The sequence below is a fragment of the Streptomyces sp. NPDC085596 genome (assembly GCF_044541565.1).
Lineage (GTDB): Bacteria > Actinomycetota > Actinomycetes > Streptomycetales > Streptomycetaceae > Streptomyces.
On sequence record NZ_JBITTC010000003.1, the window covers coordinates 439,210 to 453,863 of the forward strand.

12 protein-coding genes and 1 pseudogene are annotated in these 14,654 nt (G+C 69.5%); 6 read left to right on the forward strand and 7 right to left on the reverse strand.

What is annotated here, in order from left to right:
* Positions 1-107: 107 nt before the first annotated feature.
* Complete coding sequence (locus ACIGA3_RS12015; protein ID WP_399713481.1) at positions 108-629, forward strand: hypothetical protein; 522 nt, start codon at positions 108-110, stop codon at positions 627-629.
* Positions 630-1,325: 696 nt separating this feature from the next.
* Here the strand turns inward: ACIGA3_RS12015 and ACIGA3_RS12020 are convergent.
* The 3 genes from ACIGA3_RS12020 to uvrA form a co-directional block, all read right to left on the reverse strand.
* Entirely contained in the window at positions 1,326-3,116 is a 1,791-nt protein-coding gene (locus ACIGA3_RS12020; RefSeq protein WP_399713483.1) for an FAD-dependent oxidoreductase, read from the reverse strand.
* Entirely contained in the window at positions 3,116-3,379 is a 264-nt protein-coding gene (locus ACIGA3_RS12025) for a UBP-type zinc finger domain-containing protein (protein ID WP_399713484.1), read from the reverse strand. The genes ACIGA3_RS12020 and ACIGA3_RS12025 overlap by 1 nt, the downstream gene beginning before the upstream one ends.
* A 357-nt stretch (positions 3,380-3,736) precedes the next feature.
* On the reverse strand, positions 3,737-6,223 hold the full coding sequence (gene uvrA / locus ACIGA3_RS12030; RefSeq protein WP_399713486.1) for an excinuclease ABC subunit UvrA: 2,487 nt from the start codon (positions 6,221-6,223) through the stop codon (positions 3,737-3,739).
* A gap of 147 nt (positions 6,224-6,370) precedes the next feature.
* On the opposite strand from uvrA, the pseudogene ACIGA3_RS12035 reads away from it, so the two are divergent.
* Positions 6,371-7,056: pseudogene (locus ACIGA3_RS12035) on the forward strand (hypothetical protein).
* Positions 7,057-7,184: 128 nt separating this feature from the next.
* Here ACIGA3_RS12035 and ACIGA3_RS12040 read toward each other — a convergent pair.
* Positions 7,185-7,637: a MarR family winged helix-turn-helix transcriptional regulator gene (locus tag ACIGA3_RS12040; protein ID WP_399713489.1), complete on the reverse strand. Its 453-nt coding sequence runs from the start codon at positions 7,635-7,637 to the stop codon at positions 7,185-7,187.
* Positions 7,638-7,698: 61 nt separating this feature from the next.
* On the opposite strand from ACIGA3_RS12040, the gene ACIGA3_RS12045 reads away from it, so the two are divergent.
* A complete protein-coding gene (locus ACIGA3_RS12045) occupies positions 7,699-8,634 on the forward strand; it encodes an alpha/beta fold hydrolase (protein WP_399713492.1) in 936 nt (311 codons plus the stop codon).
* A gap of 325 nt (positions 8,635-8,959) precedes the next feature.
* Positions 8,960-9,502, forward strand: a complete 543-nt coding sequence (locus ACIGA3_RS12050; protein ID WP_399713495.1) for a GNAT family N-acetyltransferase — start codon at positions 8,960-8,962, stop codon at positions 9,500-9,502.
* Positions 9,503-9,704: 202 nt separating this feature from the next.
* Here ACIGA3_RS12050 and ACIGA3_RS12055 read toward each other — a convergent pair whose 3' ends face one another.
* The 3 genes from ACIGA3_RS12055 to ACIGA3_RS12065 all read right to left on the reverse strand — a co-directional run bounded on the left by ACIGA3_RS12055 (position 9,705) and on the right by ACIGA3_RS12065 (position 12,810).
* Positions 9,705-10,178: a GNAT family N-acetyltransferase gene (locus ACIGA3_RS12055; RefSeq protein ID WP_399713498.1), complete on the reverse strand. Its 474-nt coding sequence runs from the start codon at positions 10,176-10,178 to the stop codon at positions 9,705-9,707.
* 602 nt (positions 10,179-10,780) lie between these two features.
* Positions 10,781-11,647 (reverse strand): low temperature requirement protein A, encoded by an 867-nt coding sequence (locus tag ACIGA3_RS12060; RefSeq protein ID WP_399713501.1) that lies wholly within the window; start codon positions 11,645-11,647, stop codon positions 10,781-10,783.
* A gap of 248 nt (positions 11,648-11,895) precedes the next feature.
* Positions 11,896-12,810, reverse strand: coding sequence for an alpha/beta hydrolase (locus tag ACIGA3_RS12065; protein ID WP_399713504.1), 915 nt, complete (start codon positions 12,808-12,810; stop codon positions 11,896-11,898).
* 211 nt (positions 12,811-13,021) lie between these two features.
* Between ACIGA3_RS12065 and ACIGA3_RS12070 the strand changes: the two genes are divergently transcribed.
* Together ACIGA3_RS12070 and ACIGA3_RS12075 are read left to right on the forward strand one after the other, a co-directional pair.
* Entirely contained in the window at positions 13,022-13,897 is an 876-nt protein-coding gene (locus ACIGA3_RS12070) for a helix-turn-helix domain-containing protein (RefSeq protein ID WP_399713507.1), read from the forward strand.
* Between the two features lie 189 nt (positions 13,898-14,086).
* Positions 14,087-14,647 carry a cysteine hydrolase family protein gene (locus tag ACIGA3_RS12075; protein WP_399713508.1) on the forward strand — a complete coding sequence of 187 codons (561 nt, stop codon included), beginning with the start codon at positions 14,087-14,089 and terminating at the stop codon, positions 14,645-14,647.
* The last annotated feature ends 7 nt before the right edge of the window (positions 14,648-14,654 follow it).

Sequence of the window (14,654 nt, forward strand, 5' to 3'; positions counted from 1 at the left end):
CTTGCATGTCTGCGTCAACTCCCTCCGCGCACAGGATCGTTACATCCTGGCGTCCGCGAGTGGCGGCACCGCGAACCCCCGTCGGCGCGGGTCGTAGAGTCGCAGTCATGCGCAGCATCGACGACCCCGCCTGGCACCACAACCCGCGCCTGAACGCATGGCTGGAAGCGGCGCGCACCGCCTTCGTTTCCCTGGACTGCGGGACAGGAGGCGACTGGGACTACTCCCCCGCGTCGCTCGATCGCCTCGAACGGCTTCTGCTCTCCCGCTACGACACCTGGGAAGACGTCTATCAGCATCCGGACGACCCCGTCCTGATGGCGGCTGCCTGGTACATGGGCGAGATCGCCGTCCGTCATCACGGTGCCGTCTGGGCATGGGCCCCCGAGGGCCCGCACCCCGGCGAATACTGGCCCGGCTGCCCCCGCCTCACCTACCCGCGCGACCGGCTGACCGCCCCCGAGACCGACGCGCTCGCCACCGACGAGGAAGCGGGCGAAGACCCACTCCCCACCGTCGTCCCCCTCTCCCACGTCGGCTCCCTGTACGCCGAGGGGGAGCACCATCTCTCCACGATGCTGGAGCACTTCACGGCGTTCGAACACTGGCGAGGCGGGGTGTCCGGCTGATTCCTCTGGGGCCGGCACAGCGGGGGCACCGCGTGATGGGGGCCGCGTCCGGACGCCGTGGCGATGGCGCAGCAGCGTGGCCGGGGCGGAGGGGCCACCCCTCCAACGGACTCGTCCACTCACCGCTCGGATGGGCCCGTTTCGCCTTGCGGTCCCCGCCCGGACGCGGGCAGCTCGACGCCCCCCGGCTGATCGCCCGCTATACCGCGGCGCTGGACGGCCGCGACCTGGGCCGGATGGTCCCGAGCCTTCCCCACGTCGGCCCGGCCCCCGCCGGGCCCGCGCGGCCGGCGTCCAGCACGCGCTCGAACGATGCCTCGCTCACCACGACCGACGCCGACAGCGTCGTCCCGGCCGGATGGCTCGCCCACCAGCCGGCCCGCGCGCGGGAAGGCCGGCATGCCGTCATGGGCCCCGTGACCCTTCCCCTTTCCTCACCGTTGGCCGCGCCGCACCTCGCGCTGTACGAGACGACGTGCCCGCCGGCGGGCACGCCCTGGCTCCATCCTCACGTTCACGGCGCCAACCGGGGTTTCGGCGCCGCCGCCTACCTCGCCGAAGCCCAGAACGGTCGAGCCCTCCCCGAGGAGACGCTGCGGTCCCAGTCCGGCGCTGTGCCGCCGACGGCCGGTGCGGTGGTCTTGCCCTTCTGCCGGGGCGAGTCCGTCGACGAGCTGGAGCGGAGCGGTGTTGGGGTCACCTGTCGGCATCGCCTGTCTCTACTGCCTCTCGGTCATCGCCAGGACACGGATCGGCCTGCCACTGCCGAGGCCCTTCGGGTCCCGCGGTGCGGACCAGGTTGCCCGTCCTTTCCCGGTGCTCGTGCACGAGGCGGATCGCGATGGCACCCTCACCGGCCGCCGAGGCCACCCGCTTGACCGAGCCGCTCCTGACGTCGCCGGCGGCGAAGACTCCGGGAAGAGTGGTCTCCAGCAGCAATGGCCCACGGCCGAGCGAGTCCCACCGGGTGGCGTCGGCCGCCGCCTGGGCGTCAGCGCCGGTGAGGACGAAGCCCTTTTCATCCAGGGCCAGCACGCCGCTGAGCCAGTCCGTGCGCGGCCGGGCCCCGATGAACACGAACAGCGCCACGGCCCGCACCTCCCGACGCTCGCCGGTTGCGTTGTCCTCCACGATCAGCGACTCCAGTCGTTCCTCCCCGGAGACGCCCCGGACTTCGGTATGGAGCAGCACGTCGATCTTCGGGTGCCGTTCCACCTGGTCCACGAGGTAGCGCGACATGTCCGCGTTGAGGTCACCGCCCCGGACGAGGAGGTGGACCCTGGACGCGTGGTTGGCGAGGAACAGCGCCGCCTGCCCGGCGGAGTTCCCGCCGCCGACCACGGCGACCGGGTCCGCCTGACAGAGGCTCGCCTCGTGGACGGTCGCCGCGTAGTAGACGCTGGTGCCCTCCAGACGGTCGATGCCGGGCACGTCGAGCCTGCGGTACCGCACACCCGACGCGAGCACCACGGCGCCCGCCCGGGTCTGGGACCCGTCCGTGAAGGTGACGATGTACTCGTCGTCCTGTGGTGTGAGCCCGCTGACCTGGGCCGGCACCATCAGGCGAGCCCCGAACTTGTGGGCCTGGAGCACCGCGCGTTCGATCAGCTCGCCCCCGGAGATGCCCGACGGGAAGCCAAGGTAGTTCTCGATGCGGGACGAGGTACCGGCCTGCCCTCCGGTGGCCACGGCGTCGACGGTGACCGTGGTGAGGCCGTCGGAGGCGCCGTACACGGAGGCGGCGAGTCCCGCGGGCCCCGCACCCACCACCATCACCTCGCACCGCCCGGCCTCCGGCGCCGGGGCCGGCAGCCCGATGAGTCGGGCGAGTTCGGCGTTGCTCGGGTTGCGCAGCACCTGCTCGCCCTTCCAGATGACCACCGGAGTCTCCTCGGGACGGATGGCGAACCGGCGCAGCAGCGCCTCCGCCTCCTTGTCCTTCTCCAGGTCCACCCAGCGGTGGGGCAGGCGGTTACGAGCGGCGAACTCACGCAGCCGCAGCGTGTCCTGTGAATAACATGATCCCAGGATCCTGAAGCCGGCGCCGAGGCCGATGAGCAGATACCTGCGACCCAGGTAAGCGCGGAGGATCAGGTCGCCGAGGACGGGGTCGCGGGCGACAAGAGCGCGTTGCCGCTCCACCGGTACGGCCAGGATCTCGCCCGCCTCGCGCACCACGGCGGTCTCGAACGCCGCCTGGCCCTCAAGCAACCCGAGTTCACCCAGGAACCTGCCGGGTCCGTGCACCGCCACCGTGCGCTCCCCGGGGCCGCCGTGATCTTCGAGGACCTCGACGGTCCCGCTGAGGATCACGAGGAACTCCCGGAACGGCTCGCCCTCGCGGTACAGCACCTCGCCCGCGGTGGTCGTGCGGCGCTCACCGTACGCGGCCAGGTCCTGGAGCTGCTCCGGTGTCAGGCGCGGAAACGCCCCGTATCGGTCCGGTGTCTCGCGGACCGCGCCATGGTCGTGCTCGGCCGTGCTCATCAGACCAGCGCCTCGTGGACGAAGCACCAGCGCCAGTCCTCGCCCGGTTCGAAGGACTGCACGACGGGGTGGTCGGCACTGCCCGCGTGCCGCCTCGCGTGTTTCATGGGCGAGGAGTCGCAGCAGCCGACGTGCCCGCAGGTGAGGCAGAGCCGCAGATGCACCCACGGGGACCCCTCCACGAGGCACTCCTCGCAGCCCCGCGGGGTACGCGGCGTCACCGGACGCACCATCGCCAGGTGCGGGTCGGGAATCGTGACCATGAGGCTTCACCTTCCGTGGAGGGGACCGCTCGACCGCGCTCTCTTCCTGGTCGGCGGTCGGCGTACCCCGAGGAGTCACGGCAGTACGGAGGCAGCGAGTTCGGCAGACCGGATTCGAGGACTCGCTCGTTACTGCCGTCGACCGCGTAGCGGCTCCATCGACGGGCAGCCGGTCACGTAGCCGGGGCGGGAGGGGGCGCAGCGCGGCGTACGACTGTTCTACGGCGCTCCCAGGGCCAGCCGTTGGCCTCCTCGGTGTGTCCTCGGGGAGCCGGTTGGCCTCGTCCACCATTGTATCGAAGGAGGTGAAGCCCGTTTCGGCCGTCGACTATGACGCCGGTGTTCCGTGGGCAGGGCCTACGAGCTGCTCCGCCGGTGGCAGCGCGCGAGCCGGGCCGCGAGATGGGGCGCGGTGGCGCTGCGGCGGGCCCTCGCCACCTTGCCCGGCGGGCCCGCCGCGACCACCCGCCCGCCCGCGTCGCCGCCGCCCGGCCCGAGGTCGACGACCCAGTCGGCGGTGGCGATCGTGTCGAGGTCGTGCTCGACGAGGACGACCGTGTTGCCGGCGTCGACGAGCCGGTGCAGCTGTCGCAGCAGCAGCGCGATGTCCGAGGGGTGCAGCCCCGCCGTCGGCTCGTCGAGCAGGTAGAGCGCGTGCCCGCGGCGGGCTCGCTGCAGTTCGGTGGCCAGTTTGATGCGCTGCGCCTCACCACCGCTGAGTTCCGTCGCAGGCTGGCCCAGCCGCAGATACCCCAGTCCCACCTCGCGCAACGTCTCCAGACTGCGAGAGGCGGCCGGGACGGCGGACAGGAACTCGGCGGCGGCGTCGACGGACAGCGCCAGCACGTCCGCGATGTTCTTGCCGCGATAGGTGACTTCCAGCGTTTCGGCGTTGTACCGGGCGCCCTCGCAGGTCGGGCACGGCGCGTAGGTGCCGGGCAGGAACAGCAACTCCACCGCGACGAACCCTTCGCCCTGGCAGGTCTCGCACCGCCCTTCGGGCACGTTGAAGGAGAACCGACCGGCCGAGTAGCCGCGTGCCCGGGCCTCGTCCGTCGCGGCGTACAGCCTGCGCACCGCGTCGAACAGCCCCGTGTACGTGGCCAGGTTGGACCGGGGAGTCCGGCCGATGGGCCGTTGGTCGACCCGGACCAGCCGGTCGAACGACTCGACCCCCGACGCGTCCTGGACGTCGACCTCCAGCCGCGCCTCGCCGGGCTCGTCGGGTACGAGTCCGAGGTGGCTACGGACGACCTCGGCGAGCACCTGCGTCACCAGCGTCGACTTTCCGGAACCGGACACGCCCGTCACCGCCGTCAGTACGCAGAGCGGTACGTCGACGGAAACGTCGTGCAGATTGTGGCGGGAGACGCCGCTCAGGTGCAGCCAGCCGTGCGGTGTGCGCGGGCGGTGATCGAGCGGCTGGGCGCGCCCGAACAGGTACTGGCTCGTGGCCGACTCCCCGACCCGCTCAAGACCGGCTACCGGGCCGCTGTACAGCACGCGTCCGCCGCCCTCGCCCGCGCCGGGGCCGATGTCGACCACCCAGTCCGCCCGCCGTACGACGTCCATGTCGTGCTCCACGACGAACAGCGAGTTGCCCGCCGCCTTGAGGCGGTCCAGCACGTCCAGCAGCGGTTCCGCGTCAGCCGGGTGCAGGCCCGCGGAGGGTTCGTCGAGGACGTAGACGACGCCGAACAGCCCCGAGCGCAGCTGGGTGGCGATCCGCAGGCGCTGCGCCTCGCCGGGCGACAGGGTCGTCGAGCGGCGCCCGGGGCTGAGATATCCGAGGCCCAGGTCGAGCAGTACGTCGATCCGCGTGACCAGATCGCCGCAGATCCGGACCGCGACCTCGGTCGTCTCCCCGGATCGGGCGGTCGACGTGGTGGCGTCGGCCTCGGACCGCCCCGCGACGGGCCGCAGCAGCGCCACGACCTCGGTGAGCGGCATCGCGTTGATCTCGGCGATGGAACGTCCGGCGAAGGTCACGGCGAGCGCCTCGGGCCGTAGTCCGCTGCCGTGGCACTCGGGGCAGGGCACACTCCTGACGAACCGGAGCGCCCGTTCGCGCGTCTTCTCGCTCTTGGAGTCGGCGAGGACGTGCATGACGTGTTTGCGGGCGCTCCAGAACTTGCCCTGGTAGCCGTAGTCGACGCGGTCCTCCTCCGGCTCGATGTACACGGAGGGCTGCTCGTCCGTGTACAGCAGCCAGTCCCGGTCCTTCTTCCTGAGCCTGCGCCACGGTCGGTCGATGTCGATCCCCAGGCCGTTCACGACACTGCGCAGGTTGGCGCCCTGCCAGGCGCCCGGCCACGCGGCGATCGCCCCCTCGCGGATGCTCAGCGAGGGGTCCGGGACGAGCAGGTCCTCGGCGACGTCGTGCACGACGCCCAGTCCGTGGCACTCCGGGCAGGCGCCGGTCGCGGTGTTGGGTGAGAACGACTCGGCCTCCAGCCGGGCCGCCCGGGGCGGATAGGTGCCGGCGCGGGAGTACAGAATGCGCAGCAGATTGGACAGCGTGGTGATGGTGCCGACCGTCGAGCGAGAGCTGGGCGACCCGCGTCGCTGCTGAAGGGCCACGGCCGGTGGCAGTCCGGTGATTTCCTGCACGTGCGGTGCGCCGACCTGTTGCAACAGCCTTCGGGCGTACGGTGCCACGGACTCGAAGTAGCGCCGCTGGGCCTCCGCGTAGAGCGTGCCGAACGCGAGCGAGGACTTGCCCGAACCGGAGACGCCGGTGAAGGCGACCATCGCGTCCCGGGGAACGTCGACATCGACGTTCCGCAGGTTGTTCTCACTGGCGCCCCGGACATGCACGAAGGGGTCGGTCGCGTCCTTGTCCACTCTTCCTGACTACCTGATCGCGCCGGGAACCGCGCGGCAGGCGCCTTCACTGACTGGCGGGGGCCAGCGTGTCACGCGGCGGCGTTGCCTCGGAGGCATCCTGTGGGCACGTGCGATCGCGGGGAGGGCAGCCGACGTGAAGGAGTCATGCGGGTGTCGTCTCAGGGCGTTACGGTCGTGGCTCTCCTGGCGGATCCGGATGCGCCGACGGAGATCGCGCAGCGCATGGCCCGCGTGCTTCCCGCTCGGCTCGCCGAAAAGTCGGGTCAGGGGCGACGGTTCGACGTGCAGGTGGTCAGTGAGCCCGTCACCGCAGGGACCGAGGACCCGCCCACCTTGATGCGCCGGATCATGGACCGCGGAAGAGCGGAGAATTGGGACATCGTCGTGGCCCTCACCGACCTTCCGCTGCACTCACACGGGCGCAAGCTCGTCGTGAATCTGGATCACGAGCACGGCCTGGCGCTGCTGTCCCTTCCTCCGCTGGGCGGTACGTCGTCAGCGGGCCGCGCGGTTATCTGGCCGAGTCCCTGAGCGCGCCGCGCCTCGTGATCGCCATGGTCGGGTCTGTCGCACTCATGATCGGCTGGCTGATCGTGGACGCGCACCTGTGGCACCGGTCGACAGACGCCTCGCCGGAGGAGAGGAAGAGGACGACCCTCTACAACGCCTCGACGATCGTGACCGTGGGTTCCTGGTTCGTCGCTTCGGTCGCCACGGTGGGCGGCGCGCTGGGATCGGGCTGGGAGAGCGACGAGGCGGTCCGGGCGGCTGCCTTCTCCAAGCGCGAGCAGGAACGCCGCAACGTGCTGCAGGAGGACGAGGGTGAGTAGTCGGTGACCTGAGTCGGAGATGTGTCGTCGTTTCGTGGGCGTCAAGTCCAAAGATTCCGCTGACCCGTTGGTGCGAACACCCCTGCAACATCATCGTCAAGGGCCGTCCTCGCCCCCCTGACCTCGCGTCACAGCGCCGCCCGCTCGGCGGACTCCAGGACTGCGGTCAGAAAGCGACGTACTGTCTCCAACTCGCCCGCCTCGAAACCCTCCGCGGCTGCCACCACCTCGCCGATCACCGGCCCGAAGAAGGTCCACCCGAGTTCCGTGGCCTTCTCCTGCACCTCCAGAAGCACGCGCCGCCGGTCGGCCGTGTCCCTGCTGCGCCGGACCAGTCCGAGTCGCTCCAGCCGGTCCACGAGAGCGGTGGTCCCGGCGGAGTTCAGGCGCAGTTGCTCGCCGAGCCACCCGGGCGTGGCACGGGTACCGACTCGTGCCGCGTCCAGCAAGTGGATCAGCGCGCGCACGTCGGTGGGATGCAGCCCGTTGCGCGCGGCGAACTCTGCCCCGAGCTGGTCGAACTCCACCGTGACCGCGCGCAGCAGGTGAACCAACCGCATCGCCGGGCCCTGATCGTCCATTGCACGCTCCCTCGCACCCCAGTAATGTCTCGCTCATCGAGATTATCGCTCATCGAGAGGGATGCCCGTGTCACTGTCCGGCTTCGACCTTGCCTACGACGAGCTTCGCGCCCGCTGGCCCGAGTCCACCGAGGAGCGCGACGTCGCCACGCCGTACGGGCGCACCCGCGTCCATGTGTACGGCCCGGCGGACGGCACCCCGCTGGTGCTGCTGCCCGGCGGCTCCGCCACCGGCCTGGCATGGTTCGCCAACGCACCAGCTCTCGGCGAGCGATACCGGGTCCACGCGGTCGACCTGCTGGGCGACGCCGGCCGCACCGAACGCCGGGGCACACCACTGAAGAGCGCCGACGACCTCACGGCCTGGCTGGATGCGCTGCTGGACGGGCTCGGACTCGCCCGCGCGCACCTGTGCGGCCACTCGTACGGCGCCTGGCTGGCCGCCAGATACGCAATGCACGCACCGCAGCGGGTCGACCGCCTCGCCCTTGTCGATCCCACCCAGGTCTTCGCGGGGTTCCGCCCCGGCTATCTGCTGCGCGCGCTGCCCCACCTGATCCGCCCGAGCGAGGCCCGCGCCCGCGCCTTCCTGGCCTGGGAGACAGCGGATATCGACCTGGACGAGACCTGGCAGCGCCTCTACGCGCTGGCCACCACCATCCCCGGCCGCAAGCTCGTCGTCGGTGGCCGCCCCCGGACCGCCGACCTCCGCATGCCGGTGCTGGTCCTGCTCGCGGAGCACAGCCGCGCCCACCGCGTCCGCAAGGTCGCCGAGAGGGCCCGCCGGACGCTCTCGCAGGGCGAGGTGGCACTGCTCCCCGGAGCCACCCACCACTCCCTGCCACTCACCGCACCGAAGCAGCTGAACGACCGGCTGCTGGACTTCCTGGCCGTGACCGCCGAGGCAGAGGCGCCGCAGCCGGATGAGCGGGTCGCAGGCAGTTCATATTCGACCGGTCCTCAAAAGGCGACCAACGTGGACACCACGAGCTTGTAGCAGACCTAAGGGATGTCCCGTGCATGGCGTGGTGAACGCCGTCGCCTCTGAGTCGGCAGTCTCGAAGGATCTTCCAGCATGGTCCGGAAAGCGCGGGAAAATTCAGGCAAGTTGAGCACCCGGACAGCAACGCGCGCTTACCTGCTCGGGCTCCTGTCGAGCGCCGAACGCGCATGGCTGCCCGCAGAACCGGATTCAGCCAGCACGGAAGTCCGGACGGGACGCACAGTCAGCGGCTGCGGAGTTCCTCTGCCCAGATGCAGAGCGGGTTTGAAAGTGCCTGGTGAGGATGGTGGTGAGCCCGTTTGTGATCCAGAATGATTGGATGGTCACGCTTGAGACTCCCCGTTTGATCCTGCGTCGCTGGCGCGAGGAAGACGTTGCGCCCATGGCTGCCGTCAATGCCGACCCCGAGGTCATGCGGTGGATCCGTGACGGCAGCGTCCGTGACGAACAGCAGACTCGCTGCGGGGTCCAGGCATGGGAGAGCGAGTGGGAGTCACAGGGCTTCGGCCTGTTCGCCGTGGAGATCCGGTCCACTGGCGAGCTGGCCGGGTTCACCGGCCTTTCGGTGCCCCACTTCTTGCCGGAGGTACTGCCGGCGGTTGAGGTCGGCTGGCGGCTGGGACGTGCCCACTGGGGGCAGGGCTTGGCCACCGAGGCCGCTGCGGCCGCTGTCCGGTTCGGGTTCCAAGAGCGAGGGCTGGAGCGGATCGTCAGCATCACTCAAGTGGGCAACGACGCCTCCGAACGGATCATGACCAAACTGGGGATGCGTCCGGTCCGTGAGACCGTCAACCCCACCGGCGGCCGGCGAGTACGGGTGTTCGAGTTGTCGTCGGACCAGTACGCCGCAACCACTCGTTGATGGCGGCAACGAGGACGGTGGCCTCGTAGCGGACCACGAGTTCGTCTTACCTGGTGGCCACGGCTCGATGTCTCTTGAGGCGATCTGATGCCGCACTCGACCGCGTGCCGGGCCTTGTAGTCCTCTGGGCCGAACTTCGGTGGCCGGCCACCACTGGACGCGCGGCCTGGCTGGGGAGCGATTGCCGGCGGCGGAAGGTTGGTCAGGGCCACGCGACGTCGAGCGGCAGAGCTCGGTGGAAGACGGCCATGGCCAGGCCAGGGCCGTTGTAGTCGTCGACGATCTTCGCATCGAAGCCGAGGCTGCGATGGAAGGCGATTGAGCCGGTGTTCGCGATCGATGTGATCGCCTTCAACTGCTGTGCACCATGGCGTTCCGCTGCTTCAGCGAACGCCTTATACAGACGACGCCCGAGACCGGTGCCACGGACGTCGTCCCGTGTGGCGATCAGATGCACGTACCCGGTGCCGTCCGGGGTGACGAACCCGAAGATGTACCCACGGATTCCGTCCTCGGCACGGGCGACCAGGCAGGTGGAACCGAACTCCTGCACCAGTGCAAGAAGGTGCAGCGACCGGAGATCGCGTTCGCCCCAGTAACGGGGGTGATCAGTCAGGACCCGGTGGAAGTCGGCCACCCCGGCCGGTGCGATGCGTATGTCCATGATGGCGATCATCCCAGGCGCCTTACAAGGGGGAGTCAAGACCGGACGAAGACCCGGCGAGCGGGACGATGCCTTCCTCACCCTCGGATGCGCACTGATCTGTCGGAGACGCCTGAAGTCGTTGGACAGGAGTTCTGAGCTGGTCGTCGGACATGCCACGTTCAGAGGTGAGCCGTCGTGAGACGACAGCGTTTCTACGGGGATTCGGGAGGCACCGGCGTCCTGGGTAGGGTCGCAATTACGAGGAGCACCAGCTCCAGCTGTTGCAACAGATCCTCGTGCTGCGGGCGCTGGGCGTCGGCCTGTCGGAGATCGGGCTGAACTCATGGCCTCGGGCCACGGGGCCGACGCCGAGCCGGTACAGACCGGGATCGACGCCCAGTACCGGGCGCTGACCCAGCTGCGTGCCGTCTCCGCCGAGGAGTACCGGGCCATCGGACACTCCTGCGTGGACAACGACGCCTGGCGGCAGCGTACGAGGCGATCGCCCCGGGGCTGGCCGCGTACCAGCGTGACGGAGCCGTCATCTTGCCACCGCACCTTGCCCTGCCCCCCTCGGCCGTGACTTACGGGACAAGTCTTGGGCGACTGCCAGCGCCCGTCCGTCGCCGAGGTCACTCATGGGGACGACCTGGCTCAGTGAGCGTGTTCTCGTTCCGCCGGCCTGTCTTGGCGAGTGCGCCGGGATGGTTGGCCATGATGATCCCGGCGGCGACGGTGGCGGCTGCTACGAGAGCGGCGAGCGGGACGGCCCATTGACCGGCGAAGGTCGCTGACAGGATCAGGAGTGCGCCGGCCGGGAGGACAAGCTGCTGGGCCGGCCCTTGCTTGAAGCGGTGGGCGTGGATGAGGCACACCGCGATCATGAACAGTGCGGTAGGGCCGGTGACCGCGAGTGCGGCCGCGACGGCGGAGAGGTGGGCGTGACCGGTGATCTGCTCGACGACGATTTCGACACCCGCGCCGATCGCGGCGGCCGATCCGAAGATCACGTAGTGGCCGTAGCCCCACCACCAGGGGCGGCGGATGGTCTGCAGGTATTCGTGCGCGGGGACGGCGAAGTAGGTCCAGAACGCGGCGAAGACGATGACGAGCCCGCCTGCGGCGATCGGCAGCAATTCCGCGAAGTGCGGACGCTCGTCCAGGGCGGCCTGGATGGCGAGAGTGGCGGCAAGGACGCTCTCGCCGAGCACGATGATCGTGAACAGGCCGTACCGTTCCGCGATGTGGTGGGGGTGCCAGGGGGTTGTAGCGTCGCGTTCGGCGATGGCCGGGACGGCCAGGTCGAGGACGACCAGGGGGGCGAAGCCCCACCACCACCACGAGTCCGGCAGCAGCAACAGGACCACCCAGCCGGCCTGCACCAGGACGAGTCCTGCGGCGTAGCGCAGGGCAACGGTGCGGGCAGTGCCTGTCTCGCCGTGGGCGGCGCGCAGCCACTGGCACGTGAGGGCGACGCGCATGATCAGATAGCCGATCACGGCCACGGTGCAGTCGGGTCACCGGCCGACCATTGCTCGGGCCGTGGCTGGGCTGACTCATCTGCGCCTCTTTCGTCGCTCGGCAGGGTGGGGCCGGATCGGTCGGCACGTACCGTCCCGGCCCCCAAGGGCTGACAGCGGCGTGAAGAGTGGGACCACTGGCATGTCCCGCCCGCCGCCCAAGATCGGCAGTGCGGCCGCAACGAGACCACCTGCCCCGCCGCACGCATCACGTGCGGCGGTGGGCGTCAGACGGTGAGGTGCTCGCTGAAGAAGCCGGTCAGCTTGGTCAGGGCGGTGGGCACGTACTCCTCCTTGTCGTAGAGGTCGATGTGGGTGGCGCCGTCGATCCAGAACAGTTCCTTGGGCTCGTTCGCCTTCTCGATCGCCTCGCGGCTGAAGTACGCGGTGTCCGCCGCGGTGCCGGCGATCATCAGCAGGGGGCGCGGCGAGATGAGGTGGATGAGGTCGTAGGAGGAGTACTGGGCGATCTGGTCGACGCTGCGGGCGACGTACCAGTTGGGCGAGTTGGGGTGCTGGGCGCGGGGGGTGCGGTAGTAGTCGCTTCCCTGCTGGTAGAGGGTGGGCCACCCCTCCGCGTCCTGTGCGGTCTCGGGGACGATGTGCTCCAGGCGAGGCTTCTCACCGCGGGCTTCGGCGGTACGGTCCTCGCCGGCCTGGTCCAGCATGGCGCGGACGACGTCCTCGCTCTGGCCGCCGCCGAGGCCCTCGCGGAAGAGGGCGCCCATGTCGGCCGCGCTGACCGTGGCCACGGCCTTGATGCGGTGGTCGGTCTGCGCGGCGTAGGGGACGTAGCCACCCGAGGCGCAGATGCCCAGGGCGCCGATGCGCTCGGGGTCGACCTCGTCGCGCGTGGTCAGGAAGGTGACGGCGCTCTTGATGTCCTCGGCGCGGGCGAAGGGGTTCTCCAGGAAGCGCGGCTCTCCCTCGCTCTCGCCCTGGTACGAGGCGTCGAAGGCCAGAGCGACGAAGCCCTCACCGGCCAGCCGCTCGGCGTACAGACCCGCTGTCTGCTCCTTCACCCCGCCGAAGGGGTGGGACACCACGACAGCCGGGCGCCGGTCGCCGGTGTAGTCATCGGGCAGGTACAGCTGCCCGGCGAGTTCCAGGCCGTTGCTGGGGAACGTGACGTTCGTCTTCATGATGTCTCTCTTCTGTGCAGCGTTATCGCATTGCACCTGTCCGGGGCGGGGCGACGGAACCACCGCTCTCTTTCCCGGCCGTCGGAGAAGAGCTCTCCGCCGGGCGCATATCCAGACTCACACGCCCGTGTGCCTGCGAAAAGCGGAGGATGTCTTCGTAGGAAGAATCCTTCCGTCCCATGCCGACGGACTCGGCTGCGACACTGGTTTCATGAGCGGCAACAATGCGCGACGCAATGAACTGGGCGATTTCCTGAAGGCCAGACGCGCCGAGCTGCGTCCCCACGCGGTCGGGCTGCCCGACGGGGACCGGCCCCGCCGGGTACCGGGTTTGCGCCGGGAGGAGGTCGCACAGCTCGCGTCGATCAGCACCGACTACTACACCCGCCTCGAACAGGGCAGCCTTCCGGCATCCGCCCACGTGCTGGCCGCCGTCGCCCGCGCGCTGCGTCTGGACGAGGATCAGCGGACCTATGTGTACGGCCTGGCCGGGAAGGACGCCGCGCGCCCCCGGCGCCGTACCGCGCAGCGCGTGCGGCCCCAGTGGCAGCTGCTGCTGGACCAGCTCACCGAATCACCGGCCATGGTCCTGGGCCGGTATATGGATATTCTCGCGTGGAATTCCCTGGCGGCCGCGTTGATCACCGATTTCTCGGCAATTCCCGCGTCCCAGCGCAATTACGTCCGTCTCGCCTTCCTCGACCCCGCGGTACGGAATCTCTTCGACGACTGGGAGACCACCGCCCGGACCTGCGTCGCGTTCTTGCGCATGGAAGCCGCCCAGTCATCCACCGACTCCCGTCTGGCCTCCCTGGTCGGCGAACTCTCCGTGCAGGATGAGGACTTCCGACGCTGGTGGGCCTCCCATGACGTGGCCAGCAGGAACAGCGGCACCAAGCTCCTGCACCACCCCGTCGCCGGTGACCTCACCCTGGACTGGGAAATGCTCGCCAGCACCGGCGACCCCGACCAGCAGCTCATGGTCATGACCGCCGCCCAAGGTACCCCCTCCCATCAGGCCCTGAGCTTCCTCACTTCCTGGACGAAGACCACCGACTCCAAGACAGCCCCCACCAACAGGCGCTGACCCGTCACCACGGGACCTCGAACGCTCGGACGTACATGCCTGGGCTCAGCAGCAGAAGCTCGGCTGGACCCTCTGGGTGTCAGGCCGCGAGTGCGATCGCTCCTCGGTGAGGATCTCCGAAACCGCCACCTCGGCTCGATTGATCCACCAGACTTGCTCGTGCTTCCCGACGGAGAGGGGACGGTGAACATGGCGAACAGCGCGCTTCTGGTCATGGATGTCCAACGGGACGTCGTGGCCATCGCTGACGACGGCTCCGGGTATCTGCCGCGTTTGCGCAGTGCGATCGACGGTGCCCGGACTGCCGGTATCCCCGTCATCTACGTGGTGATGACATTGCGGCCGGGCGATCCGGAAGCCAGCCCTCGCAACAAGGTGATGGCAAACGTCGTGCGGGCCGGCCTGTTCACTGAGGGGGCGCCTGGCACCGAAATTCATCAGGACGTTGCGCCCCGGCAGGGCGACGTGGTGGTCACCAAGAGACGAGGCAGCGCGTTCTCGGGCTCCGACCTCGACTTGATACTCAGGGCTCGCGATATCGACACCCTGATTCTCACCGGCATCGCCACCAGCGCTGTCGTCCTGTCCACCCTGTGGCACGCCATCGACCTGGACTTCGGGCTCACCGTCCTGGCGGATGCCTGCCTCGACACCGACCCCGAGGTACACACGATGCTCATCGGGAAACTGTTCCCTCAGTGGGCAGACGTCGTCACCGTCCAGGACTGGCTCGAAGCCATCGCACCGTAATCGGAGC